The organism is Sphingobacterium sp. UBA2480, from assembly GCF_002341965.1.
GTDB classification, from domain to species: domain Bacteria; phylum Bacteroidota; class Bacteroidia; order Sphingobacteriales; family Sphingobacteriaceae; genus Sphingobacterium; species Sphingobacterium multivorum.
The window spans coordinates 300,213-316,819 of the sequence record NZ_DDPA01000005.1; the positions used below are offsets into that span (position 1 = coordinate 300,213).

Annotated in this window: 18 protein-coding genes; 2 read left to right on the forward strand and 16 right to left on the reverse strand. The window is 39.4% G+C overall.

Translation table 11 applies throughout. The features are described from left to right. Positions 1-97: 97 nt before the first annotated feature. The 9 genes from B3600_RS11265 to B3600_RS11305 all read right to left on the reverse strand — a co-directional run bounded on the left by B3600_RS11265 (position 98) and on the right by B3600_RS11305 (position 4,746). The gene (locus tag B3600_RS11265) at positions 98-718 is read right to left on the reverse strand and encodes a hypothetical protein (RefSeq protein WP_286753019.1); all 621 of its coding nucleotides are present in this window, start codon (positions 716-718) and stop codon (positions 98-100) included. Positions 719-724: 6 nt separating this feature from the next. After that, positions 725-1,357, reverse strand: a complete 633-nt coding sequence (locus B3600_RS11270; RefSeq protein ID WP_286753020.1) for a hypothetical protein — start codon at positions 1,355-1,357, stop codon at positions 725-727. 100 nt (positions 1,358-1,457) lie between these two features. Continuing rightward, complete coding sequence (locus B3600_RS11275) at positions 1,458-1,664, reverse strand: hypothetical protein (RefSeq protein WP_286753021.1); 207 nt, start codon at positions 1,662-1,664, stop codon at positions 1,458-1,460. Between the two features lie 30 nt (positions 1,665-1,694). Next, positions 1,695-2,252 carry a hypothetical protein gene (locus B3600_RS11280; RefSeq protein ID WP_286753022.1) on the reverse strand — a complete coding sequence of 186 codons (558 nt, stop codon included), beginning with the start codon at positions 2,250-2,252 and terminating at the stop codon, positions 1,695-1,697. A 176-nt stretch (positions 2,253-2,428) separates the two neighbouring features. Further along, the gene (locus B3600_RS11285) at positions 2,429-3,010 is read right to left on the reverse strand and encodes a hypothetical protein (RefSeq protein ID WP_286753023.1); all 582 of its coding nucleotides are present in this window, start codon (positions 3,008-3,010) and stop codon (positions 2,429-2,431) included. 30 nt (positions 3,011-3,040) lie between these two features. Further along, a complete protein-coding gene (locus B3600_RS11290; RefSeq protein WP_286753024.1) occupies positions 3,041-3,472 on the reverse strand; it encodes a hypothetical protein in 432 nt (143 codons plus the stop codon). A 5-nt stretch (positions 3,473-3,477) separates the two neighbouring features. After that, on the reverse strand, positions 3,478-3,612 hold the full coding sequence (locus tag B3600_RS11295) for a hypothetical protein (RefSeq protein WP_286753025.1): 135 nt from the start codon (positions 3,610-3,612) through the stop codon (positions 3,478-3,480). A 91-nt stretch (positions 3,613-3,703) separates the two neighbouring features. Continuing rightward, positions 3,704-4,126: a hypothetical protein gene (locus tag B3600_RS11300; RefSeq protein WP_286753026.1), complete on the reverse strand. Its 423-nt coding sequence runs from the start codon at positions 4,124-4,126 to the stop codon at positions 3,704-3,706. 200 nt (positions 4,127-4,326) lie between these two features. Further along, positions 4,327-4,746 (reverse strand): hypothetical protein, encoded by a 420-nt coding sequence (locus B3600_RS11305; RefSeq protein WP_286753027.1) that lies wholly within the window; start codon positions 4,744-4,746, stop codon positions 4,327-4,329. 293 nt (positions 4,747-5,039) lie between these two features. On the opposite strand from B3600_RS11305, the gene B3600_RS11310 reads away from it, so the two are divergent. Continuing rightward, positions 5,040-5,498, forward strand: coding sequence for a hypothetical protein (locus B3600_RS11310; protein ID WP_286753028.1), 459 nt, complete (start codon positions 5,040-5,042; stop codon positions 5,496-5,498). A 44-nt stretch (positions 5,499-5,542) separates the two neighbouring features. Here the strand turns inward: B3600_RS11310 and B3600_RS11315 are convergent, their stop codons facing one another. Next, positions 5,543-6,049 carry a hypothetical protein gene (locus tag B3600_RS11315; RefSeq protein ID WP_286753029.1) on the reverse strand — a complete coding sequence of 169 codons (507 nt, stop codon included), beginning with the start codon at positions 6,047-6,049 and terminating at the stop codon, positions 5,543-5,545. A gap of 76 nt (positions 6,050-6,125) precedes the next feature. On the opposite strand from B3600_RS11315, the gene B3600_RS11320 reads away from it, so the two are divergent. Further along, entirely contained in the window at positions 6,126-7,427 is a 1,302-nt protein-coding gene (locus B3600_RS11320; RefSeq protein ID WP_286753030.1) for a hypothetical protein, read from the forward strand. Positions 7,428-7,494: 67 nt separating this feature from the next. On the opposite strand, the gene B3600_RS11325 is transcribed toward B3600_RS11320, so the two are convergent. The 6 genes from B3600_RS11325 to B3600_RS11350 all read right to left on the reverse strand — a co-directional run bounded on the left by B3600_RS11325 (position 7,495) and on the right by B3600_RS11350 (position 16,584). Then, positions 7,495-8,031 carry a hypothetical protein gene (locus B3600_RS11325; RefSeq protein ID WP_286753031.1) on the reverse strand — a complete coding sequence of 179 codons (537 nt, stop codon included), beginning with the start codon at positions 8,029-8,031 and terminating at the stop codon, positions 7,495-7,497. Between the two features lie 31 nt (positions 8,032-8,062). After that, entirely contained in the window at positions 8,063-8,488 is a 426-nt protein-coding gene (locus B3600_RS11330; RefSeq protein WP_286753032.1) for a DUF3805 domain-containing protein, read from the reverse strand. Between the two features lie 264 nt (positions 8,489-8,752). Further along, a complete protein-coding gene (locus B3600_RS11335; RefSeq protein ID WP_286753033.1) occupies positions 8,753-10,024 on the reverse strand; it encodes a histidine-type phosphatase in 1,272 nt (423 codons plus the stop codon). A 60-nt stretch (positions 10,025-10,084) separates the two neighbouring features. Next, positions 10,085-11,770 carry a RagB/SusD family nutrient uptake outer membrane protein gene (locus B3600_RS11340; protein WP_286753034.1) on the reverse strand — a complete coding sequence of 562 codons (1,686 nt, stop codon included), beginning with the start codon at positions 11,768-11,770 and terminating at the stop codon, positions 10,085-10,087. Between the two features lie 20 nt (positions 11,771-11,790). Continuing rightward, positions 11,791-14,742 (reverse strand): SusC/RagA family TonB-linked outer membrane protein, encoded by a 2,952-nt coding sequence (locus B3600_RS11345; protein ID WP_286753035.1) that lies wholly within the window; start codon positions 14,740-14,742, stop codon positions 11,791-11,793. Between the two features lie 222 nt (positions 14,743-14,964). After that, positions 14,965-16,584, reverse strand: coding sequence for a DUF6377 domain-containing protein (locus B3600_RS11350; protein ID WP_286753036.1), 1,620 nt, complete (start codon positions 16,582-16,584; stop codon positions 14,965-14,967). Between the last annotated feature and the right edge of the window lie 23 nt (positions 16,585-16,607).

Genomic DNA, 16,607 nt, shown 5'->3' on the forward strand with positions numbered 1-16,607 from the left:
CAACTAAATTTATTTTTCCATTTAAATTTGCCCCTCTCCGATAATTCAATCACCGAATAGGTTTAAAAAGTCCCATCTCCAAAACTGACCTTGTCATTTAATTATTTTTGTTCAACGGGACAAAAAAACTATTCGGCTCATAATCATCTTCATCAATTGAAAAACCTTTTAAATAGAACAGATAAGCAATAGAATATTTTGTATCAAGAGGACTGAGAAACTCATCTTTCAAGCGCAAGATAACCGATCCAGGAATACGGGACGTAAATCGTTCAATAGCTTCTGAAATAGGTTTGTCAACGTATTTTAATACTTCCGGATCTTGATTAAAAATCCCATATTTATCAACTATTTCGGCTATAAAAGCTTCATCTTGCGGATTCGTTAAGAGATCATTAAGAAATTGCGAAAAACTTATCTCGGTATCCATATTTTCCTTAAAATAGTTTCTAAACCACAGTAAGCGCCCCATAAAAAGTCTATTCTCTTTTGTTTTTCCGTATACAAAAAGTAGATCATTTCGATCGTAAAAAAATTCACTACTATCGCTTAAAACAAACGTCCTAATGCTTGCGGATTTGTCCAATATGTCTGCGTCTTCTCTAGAAAAGCTAACTTCATTAGGACGAGGATCTATTGAAGCCGCTTTCTTGTTGTCAGAATGACAACTACAAAAAAAAGCTGATAAACAAACTAGTAGTAACAATCGTAATCCCATACGCTCCTATTTATATTTTACATCGACTTCACAATAAGTTTTTGGTGGATCTGATGAATTTTTTATGGCCTTATATTTATGTTTATCCAAAAATGCTGAATTTCCAGATAAATAGATCCGGTCGACCTTCTCAAAATAATTGTAATAGTCAATCAGCGACCTGATTTTATCCCCAAAATCCTTATCCAGAAACTTAACGATGCCGTTTTTGCTCTTATAAAAAATATCGTTATCATTATTAATTAACAAGATATCGTCTTTAGAAGTAATCAGGTAAATTTTATAGTCGCCATAGGGATACATTTTATTGTCATCGTGATTAACGGTATCTCCCTGGGTTCGATATTTATTTAATATCGTTTTATACAACTTGTTCCATTCGGCACTATCTAATAGTTTATCATGGACCTTTGCAACAGCATCGTAATCAAATATATTTCGTTGAAACGTTGAAAAGCTAAATTTATCATCTTGGATAAGTCCATTTTCAAAGATAACTTTTATATAAGCACTGTCTGTCCTAAATGTGCTGTCTATCTTGTTATTTTCAACAACATGTCCATTGCAGCTTGATATAAGCAGCAGGCAACTCATCATGCTGGCTAGCAAACAATGTAGAATCTGTTTCGTTGTTTTCATTTCTGGCTGCCCATTTTTAAATATATTTTCATAATCCTATGTTACGGAAGTTTATTTCTTACGATGTTTATTGTGCTGACTTTCCATAATTATGCTTAGATTAATACCCTTCCAAATTCCATCCAGTTGGTTTATCTTCCAGATCTGTGATGTCAAGCCCATTGATTAGTGTATAAAGTGGCTCGTCAGGAAAATTATTCATCCGCAATAGAATGAGCTTGTCGTATTCTTCGTTGTAATAGTAATACCCAATTTTTGGATGTTTTTTCCAAAAAATAGTTGACGTAATTAATTCTTTATTGGTCATAAGGTCTTTATTTAATAATATGCTATCAAGTTATTCAGAACGATAAGAATCTATTTCGATCCAATTGCTTGACGTTATAATTCTCCCATTTCCCTTATTTTTTAGATATAAGTGCAATTTCACTTTCCTATCTGCGGTCGAAACTCTCAATTCATCCCTTCCTACAGTAAATCGATATGAAATAATACTGTCCTTTTTCAATTCCAATTTGAATTCCTCTAAAAATGCGCAGTTTGGCAGTACAGCCGGTACATCCATTCCTTCTGGAAAAAACTGTCTTGACAATAACCTGATTTTATTGTCTGTATTTTCAATAATAATTTGGTTATGTTTTAGCGCACTTGGATTCTTCGTTTTATAAAATACGGTCGCGTCTTCCCAATAATCAGGACAGCCAGTTGCAAACATTCGCTGATCTAATTTTAATATTGTATCCATTTTTGATTTGAACTCCAACCTTACAAGATAATCATTCCCCGTTTTTCTAATCGCTGTTTTTAAACATATTGAATCTTCGCATTTTTCATCAGATTGACATGAAGATAAAACACCTAATAAGGCAATATTTAAAAGTAGAAATATTTTCATAATGCTATGTTACGGAAGTTTATTTCTTACGATGTTTATTGTGCTGACTTTCCATAACTCCACCATTACCTATTTTTCAGCGTATTTCGTATATAAATCAACAATTCTGAGCATACATATACAATAAACACAAATATGAGGATGAGATTTATATTTTTTGATAGTTCGGGCAAATCCTATAAGGAAGTTCCTCTATAGGGCTTTAATAGAAAAGAATCCGACTTGTTTTCAGAGACAACTTTGCGCAGCAGCTTTTCATCCGTACTTAATAAATCGATATTCAGATGATCCAATACTTTTATCACGAAAGGCAATTCACGATGTGAGATATCAATATTTGAATAGAACAAGTCCTCTTCCTTAAACAGCCCATAGGGATAGGAGATCAAGTCTTTTGATAGCTCCATCAAAAGTTCTTCACTACAAATCAATGCACCTCTAAAATTAGCTGAAATATCATTTTGCTTGAAAAAGTTCCGTAGTGCGGGTAAATTATCCTCATTATTCGGAAACCACTCGAGATCTATCTTATCGTGATTTATGATCCATGAAGAGCCCCGCTCAAACGTTGATATAACTTTCTTGAACCAGGGGTCATATAACCTAATAAAATCAGCTAAATTAAACTCCTTTCCTTTCGGATCTACTTGAAAGGAAACACCGTACCACTTAAGTGATGAAATATGCTCGCCAAAGAGGAATTCAATATAATGATTCCTATCGTATGGGAGTATATCTGTCCTATTGCTTGTTATCATAAATATTTCTATTGATGTGTACCCTTCATGTTAACGGGAATTATACGATCTATTCAGCTTATTACCGTAACTTTTCTCAAATTCATTCCACTGCTCTGTCGTTTTTCCGTTTATGAAATAATCAATACAATTTAATTCTACGTCAATCCGAGTGGTATCGAACATCTTTTTTGTTTTATGAACTTCAATTATTGGAACGCCTTTCCGTTTAACAATGGTATCACCTATATCACAAAAAGGTATAACATGGTAAAACCACCTACCTGGCAGCGATTGTACAGTATCTCTTTTTGTGCTAGGATCAACGCCAATAAGGATAAAATCCTGATACTTGATCTTAGGTTCTTTTAAAAGAACAACATTAGCCTCGAAACTTTCAGCATATTGTTTAGTTGTTTCACATCTATTGGGATCATTACATCCAATAACTAATAAAGCTAGGATACTATAAATTGCTTTCATATTTGTTACTTTGTCTGAAATAGTGAAATTGTCGTAGTTTTACCGTATACAGCCCCCACCCCTTCACCCAAGGAAAACTCATGTACACCTGTAATATCTGTATCGCCTTTTTTGAGTATTGGCCTTGCATAGGTTCCCATAATTCAAGTTCCAAAAGAGAAATCCTGAGGTTCACCAGTTAATTAAACAAGCTCATCCCCAAAATAGATAAGGGCTCATAAGAATTGGCTCTTACTGTGAATGATACTTATTATTATCATAACTTTCCAGAAGTTCTTTCCATCGTCTTATCGTCTTTCCATTTATGAGATAACTTTCGCAAGTTGCTTCTATGTCAAATCGCGTGGTATCATATTTCATTTTTGTTTTATGAACTTCAATTATGGGAATGCCCTTCCGTTTAACAATGGTATCACCTATATCACAAAAAGAGGTCACTTGGAAAAACCATCTACCGGGCAACAACTGTACGGTATCTCTTTTGGTAATAGGATCAACTCCAATAAGGATAAAATCTTTATACTTAATCTTAGGTTCTTTTAGCAGAATAATATTAGCCTCGGGACTTTCAGCATATTGTTTAGTTTCTTCACATCTATTGGGATCATTACATCCAAAAGTTAATAATAGTAGTATGCTATAAATTGCTTTCATTTTTAATTTGTTTGAAATAACTCTTCCCTGTTAATGATACCTCAAAATAAAAAATGCAACGGTTTTTATGGCTCTTTTCCTTAAGCAAATTTATAAATTTATTGACAGAGAAAATTATAAATATGCATCATTATTGGAAAATCAGGGGCAAGTGATAACTAGACAATGCTATTCACCGAACTTCATGTAAGTGAAGCTTATTAGATTTGCGCATACCATTTTTTTATGTTCGGTATTGTATATAAAATAAATGGACTGACAAAAGTAGCTACTACCAAATCATAGAAAAAAGAAAAGACAAATACAGACCCCAGTGAAAAAATCAACGTAAAAATAAAAGAAAGAAGTATATATAAACCAGCGTTAATTAAAGCCAGTTTTATCAATGCATTTTTAAAAGCTATTTTATTATATAGATAAAATATAATAAAACACCACAGTGGATAGTAAAATATTAAGCGTAGCGAATTCACCTCATTAGCTCCTCTTATTGCATACTCAAGGTTTAGTTGACTATCATGCCTAAAATAAGGCTCAATATAAAATAAAAGGACACAAATGATATATTCAATGATTAACAATAAAAACCCAAGCGATACAATTCGCACACCTCTTTTCATATTTTGTTAAGCTAGTCTACTATAAATTACTTTCATGCTTATTCCTCTCTCAGAAATCATACCCACATGAAATGATCCACAATTAAAAAATGTAGTGGTTTTTATGGCCTTTTTTTTTCTAAAGCAAATTTATAACTTTATTTACTTGGAGACTTAAAAAAATGCAATCATTTAATGAAGATCTAGCGCAATGCACCAACAAATAATGATATTCTCTAAATCGATTATTTAACATACCAGATAACCGCATCAGCAGATTGGAATATTGATATAGCTAAATTAGCGATAAACACATGAAAAATTTCGAAAGAAACGGAAATGAATACAAAATGAAACCCCAGTTAGGAACCTATGTTCCTTTGGTTGGTATATTTTCCATTATGGCCCTAGTAGGTTTCATCAAAATGCCTGAATCCTCATTCAAATGGTGGATGCTGGGTATTGTCATTATCTTGATGATTTCCCTGCTTAGAGCCTATTTCATCATTGATATGGACAATAGGGAGATCCGTACACGTAAGGGACTTTTGGGTAAAGAAGTGACCATTCCGCTGGAGAGCCTACAGGGTTTTAGTATCCACAAGCTTAAACAATACGGCTTTATCACAATCAACGTCGCCCTGATCGCGCGTTATAAGGATGAAAATGGGAAAGAAAAAAAGGTGCAGCTGGCACAGAGCTATTTTACAAAACCCATTAACCGTATTATTAATGATATCGACGAAATCATTGCCGAAGATCATAATCGATAAGTTAAAAGCAGTATTCAGGCGCGTCCCCTATCATTGAGTTTCGTCTAAACCCCATTTCTTCTGATATATACAAGTTTATTACCTTTAGGAGTATAAAACATAAAATAGCTTCCTCCAGAATCAGCATAGATATAGGCATAAAAATTTCCAGGCTGGTTGAGCTTTCTATTCAATTCCTGAAAACAGCTATTTTCGAAATTCGTACTATCCAGTTCCAGTGAAAATAATGCTTTGGTTTCATCGTCAACAGGGCACTCTTTCCACTGACCAATTTTTGCATCGCCGGCAATAGTTCTATTTCCCCATTTTGAAATGGGTTTTATGTCTTTCTTTAATAGGACGTTTTCTGCCTTATATTGTATTACATCAAAAAATTCACCCCGCATGCTAAATCCGATAAGATCCACTGCACATTCCTGTTTTAAGGTTGGAAGCTGATCAAACACGGCCAATTGATCACTTTTCTTAAAGAAATCAACGGACTGATTTTTAATCGTAAAAAAGATCAGTAGGCAGATCAATAAAACACCAATTTTTTTCCAAACATTCATAAAGATAAGCTCTCGGCAAACAGACCTCCCTTTAAAATTAGTAATTCAGCGCTGAATTTTCTAATTTTAATCATTAATGACCGACATAGAAATCCTAAAACGACAAGTTCTACATGCGCTGAAACGCGGAACAGGTGAAGCATACCTGATCGTAAAAGAGCATCCGAAAATTGACTTTTCAAATCAAATTATACAAGGTGCATTAAACATTTTCGCCTATGACGGACAATGTGAAGGCGACCGGGCAGCTTATATTTTTGATATTATTTCTATTTCAAAGCAAAAAGACAAAATCCGTAAAGCCGTCTTGCAGGGTTTGGCAAGGGAACAGGATGACACCTGGAATTTGACACATTTGTTTGCGCTGGCAAAACTTTATGCGCAGCAAAATGACACCGAAGCAAAACAAGCTATTTATGACCGCTTTTTAAACAACCCGATCGCCGGTGCTGATTGGGCCGGCGCTTATGAAATAATACAACTTGACGGACTAAATGGCTTATTTTACGTTGCCGAGAAATTTGGAAAATACATTGAACAACACCCTGACGATTGGCAAGACGATGGCATCATTCGGCATTTTCAAGCAGAAAACCTAAGCATACAGGTTTCTGAAGAACTTCAAAAGAAAACCCGAACCAATAAGTTCATCCGTCTTTACCTTGACAACATACAACGGACAGAAATAAACCAGAATACACAGCGAACAAAACCCCAAAAATACAAAGACATCATTGATGAAGTTTTAAATAGTAAAGCCCGTATTTCTTTTGCAAGAATGAGAAAGCTAACAGAAGAAGAGATAAACACTATCGCAAAGCATCTTTTGAAAGAAACGGACCAGGCAAAAATTGAATGCCTTTTGGATATTTTTGACTTTCACAAATTTCCCTACGATAGCCAAGTCATTTTAGACTATGCTAAACAAAAGGGAACAGGCAAAAACAGAATAGCTAAAAATGCCATTAAAGCACTCAAACATCTAAAAAGCAAAGCCATTAGAGATTTTGCCGTGGACAAAATACAAACCGTCAAAAATCCGATTGACTATTTGGAATTGCTGATTTCTAATTACAGAAATGGCGACTCGAAGCTACTGACCGACATCGTCGAAAAGGCAAAAAATGAACACGAAATTGAGCGATTGGCAGGGATATACACAAATATTTTCAAAAAAAACAACACAAAATCCTGTAAAAAACCCCTTGAAATTCTGTATAGCAAAATGAATTGTGCACTTCACAGAAAAGGGATAATAGAAATCCTTCTGGACAACAATGTTCTCTCCGATACTATAAAGAAAGAACTGCAATTTGACTGCAACCTGGAAACAAGGATGATAGCTCTTCACGATGGGACGCCGCATCCCAATAATTAGAATTTCCGATTAAATTCTCCAGCACCTTATTGTTCAAAGCCGTGGAACACTTAGATATTATTATCTTTTATCTTGAAAACAGTTCATCTGGCTCAATAAGGCTATAAATTCCTATATAATCATCAAGCTGCAAAAATTTATTATTGATAAAGCAATAGTAACTTATAGACATCAGCTGTGATTTAGCATATCCATCTTTAAGTCTCCAACTACTATTTTCCTTGATGAAGTATTCGAGTAGAAAATCTTCTAAACCATGACTTTTATAATAATTAGCTACTTTGGAATCTAATAAAAAGCAATCCGCGGTACCTAAAATACGCTTATTATCTACCTCTATCTCTTGGTTCAAAGCTAAAACCAAAAATTTTTCATAAGACAAGTTTTTCGGATTTTCACGATGAATTCCCCACAATGCAGGTTCATTAATCATAGCGACTTTGCCATTATTGCATCGAACAAAAAAGTCAAAATCAAATCTTGAGGGCGTTGTTCTGTCATCATAAGCCATTTCATAAATTATCCTTGAATCAATGCGCTTTGTATTCTTATTTCTAGAACAAGAGCTTAAAACGATGAACGCTATCAATATAAATTTTAACATATTTATTCAGATCATTCCGGATCAATCACAACTATTTTCCTATCGCTAAGTTTGCTATTATCTGATTAATTTCTTGTTGTTCTTCAACAATCTCCGGATCAATCTGGGTAACAGTGTCAATAGTGTAACTGCAATAAACTACTTTATTATCAGCTGCAAAAATCCAATTAAAAATAGTTAACGCTTCGCCGCTATTTTCCGATGACGAGATATAATAAAGATAACTGTAGCCTCCGTCATTTTCCAGTATTTTCCCATTATTCTCTTCACATAAATCTACTAAATACTTGTCCGTATCAAAATGACTAGCTTGTATTTCTAAGGGCGTGATTCTAAAACTTCCTGTTTGTTCGGTGTAAAACAAGTAAGTCCCCTCCTCCTCTTCAACATAGATCAAATGACTCGGATAATTAAATTTTATCCACCCTTGGTTGGAAACAAAATGATTATACTTCATAGCGGTTAATTTACAAAATTCTCTCCGCTTCCGATCATCAGATTCAAAGAACCTTTTTCTACTGAGATGTCGCTTTTTGGCCGTTAAACCTCATTCCTTATCTCCTACGCAAGCTTATTATCCTTTGCGGAATAAACAGCATGCAATGATGACCAAATTTAGACACAGGAAAATGAAAAAATAAAAGTTTAAAAAAGCCATATCTTACGATATGGCTCAAAACTAAATAAACATAAACAATCCTATGATGCGTATTGCCTGGGATTAAAGCAAAGATTCGTAAAATTGCCTAAGGTCTTTCCATCGATAATACACGCCATCCACTGTCTTGACTGGCGGGACAGTAATTTCATTCTCATGGAGTAATATTTTCACCAGGATATCATTTGGATTTCCACTGTTTTTTCTAAAAAAAACAAACTGTATATTCCCTGCCATCGGTGCGACTTTAAAATCGCTCCAAGCCTCATAAACCTTATTAGGATCCGAGACACTGCTATAACAACCTTTTAAGTGCAGCAGCATCGCCAGCGGAATAATATTCCCGTCATGGGCAAACCTAAAGTCAGCCCCTCTGCCTCCATGAGCAATGATCTGCTCTGCACTATCCAAAATGCTACGCAACAATGGTTTTGCATTCTCCATCATTAAGCCCTTACTAAACGCCGAATTTCCATCATTCAGGTAAGTTTTCAGATTTTTACACTGCCAAAGGTCCACCAGCTCATCTTTGGTAAATACGTCAAAAAAACTCAGCTTGGTTTCTACATTTTGCATGCCCTCCGCGATGGCAAAAAGTCCCCACATAATCTTTTCTGCCGTCATCTCTCTTTCCACTGACTTTGCGTTTGTAAACAGTGCTTGCATCATCCGTTCCGGCTTAACATGGGCTTTCTCAAACTTATTGTATTCCGGTTTCCAGGTGTCTGCTGCAGAGCGATAGGCAACAGCCTGCTTGGTATGATGATTGAGAAAACGTTGCCATTTCTCCCCTGAATTGCGTTCAATATGCGTTTCAGGACTAAACTCCTTGATCCGTTCGCAAAAAGCATCCATACTGAGTACACAGCGGACAACCGTAGTGGCACAAGCTGTTACTTTGCTGCCCGTACCGAACAGCTCAGGGTAGCTGCCAAATAGACGTGAAGCAATACCACGCTGTTCGCGCACACCTCGAGGCGACAGATCGCCGCCGCGCCATTGCACCTCCTTCCACAGTATATGGAGCCTCCCGAGGACTTCCCTGCCCAATGGAGTAAGGTCATTTTTTCGCGATGCCTTTTCGAACAGATCGATCAGATCTTTATACTCCGTATCGCTGATGAGATAACGGGATCCGTGACGTCCCAAGTGACTGATGTAAAAGGGACTATAGCCGTCGGGAGCTTGGCTTTGCGAACCTATTTCATGTTCGGGATAGGCAAAGTGCACACCGCCAGCCTTTTCAATCTGGTTATACAGTTCGGTCTTACTTGTCTGCGCTGTCGTCTGTTTAGCGAGAATAAAGAGTACAAGAAAATAAAAATATCTTATCATGCTAATAAAAATTGTGTCTATCGTATCAAATGGCCATACAATATGGGCTATATCGCCGGCTTAATTAAAATTTGGATTCTGTTTGAGATTTGGATTCACGGTAAATTCGTCCTGGGGGATGGGAAATAAGTTGAATTTGTCATCTACATCCTTGCCCAAATAATGCCCTGCTGCGCCATCGCTCCCTTTCCAGTCCCAATTGTATCCCTTTGTAAATTTGCCGAATCGGATCAGGTCCGTCCGTCTCACAGACTCCGTGTATAATTCACGTGCACGTTCATCAAGGATAAAATCCAGGTTAAGTTCAGCCTCAGTGATTCTTCCGCTGGCAGCCCCGCCGTAATTACCCGATAGATAGGCACGGTCACGTAGCTGATTGACATAGTCCAAAGCTTCGGTCCGGCTTCCCGCAGCACCGCGCAAGATAGCCTCCGAGGCCATCAAATAGGCATCTGCGGTACGGAACATCGGATAGTCTACCGAACTATATGTGGTACCTCCTTCTGCAAGGTCTTTGCGATCCTTGGTAACATTGCGCCACTTCATGATCGCATAGCCATTATTGAAATCATTTTGAAATGCTTTACCTGCTACCCAGGTTTCCTTGGTATGACCTGGCGAAAAAAATTGGGCACGCTTATCCCGCTTGCTATCCCCCCAGGTATCGTTAGCAATAAATGGCTGGTCAGCGGTGGCAAACTTATCCATCAGCTGTGTTTTCGCACGAGCATTTCCCCAGCCGCGCGCACCGATTCCGGTCAGATAATAATTGCTCATCACACCGTTCACCAATGCTTTGATCAGAAAATTGGTCCCAGCGCTATTGATCGTATTATCCTGATCCTGTACCAACGGCCAGATGATCTCCTTGCATTTATCGTTGTCTGCCAAGAAGATATGGCGATAATCGGAGGCCAATGGGTAGGTACCATCGCTAATGATTTTCTTGGCATAGCTGTATGCTTTGGTATATTCCTTATTTCCTGACCATACTTCTGCATTCAGATAAACACGGGCCAATAGAAACCAGGATGCCACCTGATCGACGCGTCCATATTCATTTTTACCAGCGGTTATCAGTTTGGCCTGTACATCTTCGAGTTCGGAAACTACATAATCGTAGATTTCCTTGCGTGTTTTCTGCAGCGGAATAGTCCCGACAGCCATGGTTTCATCGATAAAGGGCCCCGAACCATACAGGTCGCAGAGCATGCTATAGCAGTAAGCCCGTAGGAAGCGGATTTCGGCCCGGAAAGCATCGATATCATTTTTGAGCGCATCATACACCGCTCTTTCTTTCAATTTACTTTCTGTTGCTTCGCGAAGAAATTCATTGCAGTAGCCGATTGTCATATAGAGCCTATAATAGGCATATTTACTGATCATAGTCGAGGGGTTCCAATTGACAAAGAGCAAGTCACGCGAACCCTGTGAACTTCCCGAATGCAGGGCTACTTCGTCAGTCGTGCACTCCTGCAAATAAAATAAAGCCCGGGTATAGCCGCTATATCCTACATCTAGACCGCCAAGATCACCATTGTCATCCGGTCCTTCCTGTCCGTTCAAGATGAGCGAACCATAACATTTGGCAAGCACTCCTTTATAGCCGGCTGCTGTTTTATAAACATCTTCATTGATCAGCTGCCGATCGTTGAGCGGCAAGGTATCGAGATCTTTCAGACATGAAGTCATTAATCCAGATAGCATGAATAAGCTACCTACATATATCATTATCCTGTGTTTCATGATTTTCATTCTTAAGGAGATTAAAAGCTAAGATTTAATGAAAGGGTATATATGCGCGGACGTTGGTACACATTGTTGTCGAGCCCATTGAAAAGCTCAGGATCCACGCCCGAATATTTTGTAAAGAGCTTTACATTCTGCGCACTCAGGGCTATCCGCAGTGCAGTACCTTCATTCCAGAGACGGCGAAATGAGTGTCCCAAAGTAATATTATCGATCCGAAAGAAGGCACCGCTCTCCAAAAACAGATCGGAGAAATAACGTTCCTGCGCGAAGCCCCGCTCCAATGCTTTTTGTGAAATATTGCTGGATACACGTTCCGAGCTGAACAAGTCCATCATTGACTGGCTCGCCTGCTGGTAATTGAGCACATAGTTACCAAAACTTCCATGACCGTTGATTCCCAGATCCCAATTTTTATAATTTAGGCGGGTCGATAGGCCGTAGTAATAAGGAACCCGCGAGCTTTTGCCCGTAATGTATTTATTGGCATCCTGTTCGCTGGTGGTAACCGAACCATCTTTGGCGATATAGCTGCCTTCAATCGCTTTGCCATTGTCATCATAGGCCTGTTTGAGCAAGAAAAAGGTATTCGGTGTTTCGCCCACTTTCTGCACCTGAAAATCATTGCGGCTAATGGTACCCGTTTTCACGTAATTATCTTCTGTATCAATGGTATTGAGCTTTTTTATTGTCGCATTGCCATAAGTGAAGTTTGCATTTACCGTCCATTCCAGGTCCTTCTTCTTGATCGGACTGCCGCCCAGCGCAAGCTCTATCCCCCGGCTCTCCATATCTCCGATGTTAGTTTCAATAATATTGGTAAAATTACTTCCCGCAGGCACCGCAATTTTATTCAGCAGGTCTTTGGTGTAACGTTTATAGATATCAAAACTTCCATATAGACGATTGTTAAAAAAACCAAAATCCAGCCCTAGGTTATACGTATCTGTTGTCTCCCATCGGATATTCGGATCGTATCCATTGGGGCGGTACATATTTAGCCAATTGCTTCCAAAGAGGTATCTTGCCGCGTTGCTGGAAACCGAATACGTTGATAAGTAAGGATGATAACCGCCGATCTCCTGCTGACCTGTCCGGCCATAGCTCAGTCTCAGCTTCAGATCGGAGATCTTGCCCATATCTTTGATAAAACTTTCCTCAGAAAGGCGGTAAGCCAATGCCGCAGACGGGAAATAGCCCCACCTGTTTTCCGGCGAGAAACGCGAAGATGCATCGGCACGCAATGTTCCTGTCAGTAATATTTTGTCTGCAAAGGAATAATTGACCCGGCCGAAAAAAGAGAGCAGATAGAGGATATCTTCATCCGGAATTGAGGTATCAACAACATCTTTAACGACGCTTTTGGGGTCGGTACTATACCAGAAGCGCTGCCATTCGTAACCTGCAGTCGCATCAATCTGGTGCTTCCCACCAAACTTTTTCACATAATTTGCATAGGCAGTGAGCATGTAGTTGGTATTCTTGTCGTTCTGTGTCCGGAAAAGCCCCCTTCCATCGTTACGGTTTGAGGTATACATGGATGGTGCCTTATCCGGAATAGACTCCTCATAGTCCCGCTTGCGGATATCATACCCTAGATTGAGATTTAACCTGAGCTCTTCGAAACCATGGATCTTATAGTCCACCGCAACATTCCCGATTGACCTTTTGATCCGGTCGAGCTTATCAGACAAAAAGAGCTCCGCCACCGGGTTGCTTGGTGCCAATGTGATCGGCGTACCACCATTCCGCCAAAGATAATAGCCCAATCCTTCCTGATCAGGATAATCTTCATAAACTGGCCGTGTAGGATCAAAAGAGATCGCACTTCCGATGACACCAGTAGAAATTGGACGCTCGCGCTCCAAGCTGCCTTTTAGATTCAGGTCTACAGATAAATGTTTATCCAGAAATTTAGGGGAAATGCCGAACCCTAGGTTTGTCCGCTGGTATTTGTTTTCTTTGATGATACCATTCTGATTAGTATATCCACCTGATACGCGGTAGGGCATGCCAGCGCTGTTACCTGTTAAAGAAAGGTTATGATCGTTGCCGAAGGCTGTGCGGTATATTTCCTTTTGCCAATCGGTATTTGCTGAACCCAGCTGAAAATCTGCAGGAGCATTGGCTTTCTCAGCAAAAGCCTTGCGGTATTCGTCGGCAGACAGCACATCATAATAACTTGCTACCCTATTGAGCGTAAAATTGCTGCTATAATTAAATTGTGGTTTCGACTGCCCCAGCGTACCTTTTTTTGTTGTAATGATGACGACCCCATTAGATGCACGCGAACCATAGATCGCTGTGGCCGAAGCATCCTTTAAGACGGTAAATGTCTCGATATCGTTTGGGTTGATTGACCGCAGGGGCGATCCGCTGCTTATAGGTACACCATCGATCACGATCAGCGGATCATTGGAAGCCGACAGCGATGCCCCCATCCGGATCCGGATCGTCCCTTCACTCCCCGGTGCTCCGCTCCCGGGTACAATATTAACACCCGCAATCTTCCCTACTAGGGCATCTTGGGGTGTTATCTGAACACCTTTATTTAATTGGTCGGGTTTCAGGCTAGCAACAGCACCTGTGGCATCTGTTTTCTTGACCTGACCGTAACCGATCACTACGACCTCTTCCAGTTCCTGATCCGCAGGCTCGAGAAAGATATCAGTTTGCATGCGTCCATCAAGCTGTATCTCCTGTTTTTGAAAACCCACATAGGAGATGACTAGCGTACCCTTTTCGCCAGGTTTAAGCTGATAATTTCCATTGGCATCCGTAAGTACCGTGCGATCCTGTCCCTTCACTTTTATATTGGCACCAACGATTGCCTTGCCCGTCGCACGATTGAAAACGGTACCCTTGACCGCGGTCATCTCCTGTCCTATCGCCTGCTGCAAAACGATAAGATGGCCGACAAGAAAAAGTAGAGAAGTAAGCAGATTTTTCCGCTGTTTGAACTGTATCATAATTGTCTATAATTGGTTATCTAATGAGCAACAGGATATCCATTGCCCGATAATTCAAAGTTAGACTGAGACAGCTGCAATTAAAATAGAAGTAGATGCAGAAAGTAGATTAATTGCTAGAAAACAGAAAAACAACTACTTAATAAACAATACTTTAATAAAAACAAAACTCAAAAATAAAGTAGACAAAATAGGGGTTATGAGTAGACCATCAGCGCAAAATCAACGTCCGATCTGTTCCATTTTCAGTTTGAATTCCTCCTTGCCGACTTCCAGTTTATTCATAATTTTCCGTTTGTAGTTATAAACTGTCTGCGGTGAATAATGCAAAAAGTTTGCGATACGGCTACTGTCCGGAATCCCCATCCGCATCAGCGCAAAGACACGCAATTCGGGTGTAAGGCAGTCATCAGCCTTGGGCTGGATCTGCTCTTCGGGTTTAAGCAGCCGATTGAAGTCCGGAATAAATCGCGGATATATACTCAGGAATACCGCGTCAAAATTCTGGAAGAAATCTCTGACTTCATTGGATACAAGATTGGTATCGCCAGTTGCCGCCAGGGCCTCCTGGATCTGGCCCGCCCGAAGTTTTTTATGCAGGTTGACACGATAGCTTTCCAGCTTGTTGATATACGACGAACATAGGTTGAACACATAGCCGATATACGTTTCCTTAACATGGTCGGATTCAGAAAGCTTGGTATTCAGATCGCGCAGGGTGACATTGATTTCCATCAATTCATCGTTTTTGCTTTTCACTAGCTTCTTGGTTGCCGATATCCGTTTAAGCTGCTGATAAATAAGGATACTGCTCGCCAATAAGATCACCGACAATACGGAAATCAGTATCAGATAATTGAATAAGTTATTCTTCTCCTCTTCCATCTTCTTATCATAAGATGCGACTATAATGGGAAGCGCTTCGGAAATTTCGAGCATACGGAACCGGGCTCGGGCAAAGGAAGCATCTTCCATCGCGCAGCGGATATAGGAGTAAGCTCTATCCACCTGACCTTCCTCATACAGTAAGACGGCCAGCTCGCGCAGGGCGACATAACTTTTGGCTGCTCTCCTGATGTCTGTCAGAGCAGCAAGCGTCAGAAATCTTTTTTGTTCCGATGCATCGCCCAGCTTTTCGTAAGTCTTGGCAAAGCGATAAGCGATACTGGCTTTTTGCGCACTATCTTCATCCGGCTGCTGCCCGATTTGCTCTAATGCCAAAAGGGCTTTTCTATAATCTCCTTTTTCAAGCAGCTTATCGTTATAGGTCAGTTTATAAGGTATACTCTGTTTGTCATAAACCTGGAGGAGCGAGTCCTTATAACGGCTAATGAGTGTATTATACTGTTTTTTTTCATCATCCAGTAAGGCATTGTTAAATAGCAAGGTATAGATGGAATGGTAGAGGTGATAGTAGTAGCCCCATTGGTCTTTATTTAATTGAGACTTGTCTATTTTGGCCATGCTATTAAACGTTTCCTTGTAGATCCCCATTTTCCCCATAATCTCCGCAATATTCATCTGCGACTGCAATACCAGCTGCCGGTCCTGCAGCTGCTGTGCAAGGGACAATTTCGTCCGCGCGGCGGCAATGGCCGAATCGAGATTATAATGTTTATAAGCATCAAAGAGCTTATCCGCATAGTTGAATTTATCTTGTAGACCGCTGCTGCGATGGAATGCCAGTTTCAGATCCTTTAAATGCTGTTCCTTTTTATCTGAAAAATCAGCTCGTCGTGCTATCGCTTTATCGAGTACCTGCAATAATGAATCTACATTTCCATTGGCAAAAACTGGAAGTAGCGTTATGGATAATAAGATCAGAAGAATAATTTTTTTCATGATAGAGGCTTAAAAAGGTAGAC

Bases quoted from the DNA above. Each gene is read 5' to 3' on its own strand.
- B3600_RS11310 (WP_286753028.1), top strand. From the start codon at position 5,040: ATGAAAAATTTCGAAAGAAACGGAAATGAATACAAAATGAAACCCCAG.
- B3600_RS11290 (WP_286753024.1), bottom strand. From the start codon at position 3,472: ATGAAAGCAATTTATAGTATCCTAGCTTTATTAGTTATTGGATGTAAT.
- B3600_RS11330 (WP_286753032.1), bottom strand. From the start codon at position 8,488: ATGAAGTATAATCATTTTGTTTCCAACCAAGGGTGGATAAAATTTAAT.
- B3600_RS11340 (WP_286753034.1), bottom strand. From the start codon at position 11,770: ATGAAACACAGGATAATGATATATGTAGGTAGCTTATTCATGCTATCT.
- B3600_RS11275 (WP_286753021.1), bottom strand. From the start codon at position 1,664: ATGACCAATAAAGAATTAATTACGTCAACTATTTTTTGGAAAAAACAT.
- B3600_RS11285 (WP_286753023.1), bottom strand. From the start codon at position 3,010: ATGATAACAAGCAATAGGACAGATATACTCCCATACGATAGGAATCAT.
- B3600_RS11325 (WP_286753031.1), bottom strand. From the start codon at position 8,031: ATGTTAAAATTTATATTGATAGCGTTCATCGTTTTAAGCTCTTGTTCT.
- B3600_RS11335 (WP_286753033.1), bottom strand. From the start codon at position 10,024: ATGATAAGATATTTTTATTTTCTTGTACTCTTTATTCTCGCTAAACAG.
- B3600_RS11345 (WP_286753035.1), bottom strand. From the start codon at position 14,742: ATGATACAGTTCAAACAGCGGAAAAATCTGCTTACTTCTCTACTTTTT.
- B3600_RS11315 (WP_286753029.1), bottom strand. From the start codon at position 6,049: ATGAATGTTTGGAAAAAAATTGGTGTTTTATTGATCTGCCTACTGATC.
- B3600_RS11305 (WP_286753027.1), bottom strand. From the start codon at position 4,746: ATGAAAAGAGGTGTGCGAATTGTATCGCTTGGGTTTTTATTGTTAATC.
- B3600_RS11300 (WP_286753026.1), bottom strand. From the start codon at position 4,126: ATGAAAGCAATTTATAGCATACTACTATTATTAACTTTTGGATGTAAT.
- B3600_RS11350 (WP_286753036.1), bottom strand. From the start codon at position 16,584: ATGAAAAAAATTATTCTTCTGATCTTATTATCCATAACGCTACTTCCA.
- B3600_RS11280 (WP_286753022.1), bottom strand. From the start codon at position 2,252: ATGAAAATATTTCTACTTTTAAATATTGCCTTATTAGGTGTTTTATCT.
- B3600_RS11270 (WP_286753020.1), bottom strand. From the start codon at position 1,357: ATGAAAACAACGAAACAGATTCTACATTGTTTGCTAGCCAGCATGATG.
- B3600_RS11265 (WP_286753019.1), bottom strand. From the start codon at position 718: ATGGGATTACGATTGTTACTACTAGTTTGTTTATCAGCTTTTTTTTGT.
- B3600_RS11295 (WP_286753025.1), bottom strand. From the start codon at position 3,612: ATGGGAACCTATGCAAGGCCAATACTCAAAAAAGGCGATACAGATATT.
- B3600_RS11320 (WP_286753030.1), top strand. From the start codon at position 6,126: ATGACCGACATAGAAATCCTAAAACGACAAGTTCTACATGCGCTGAAA.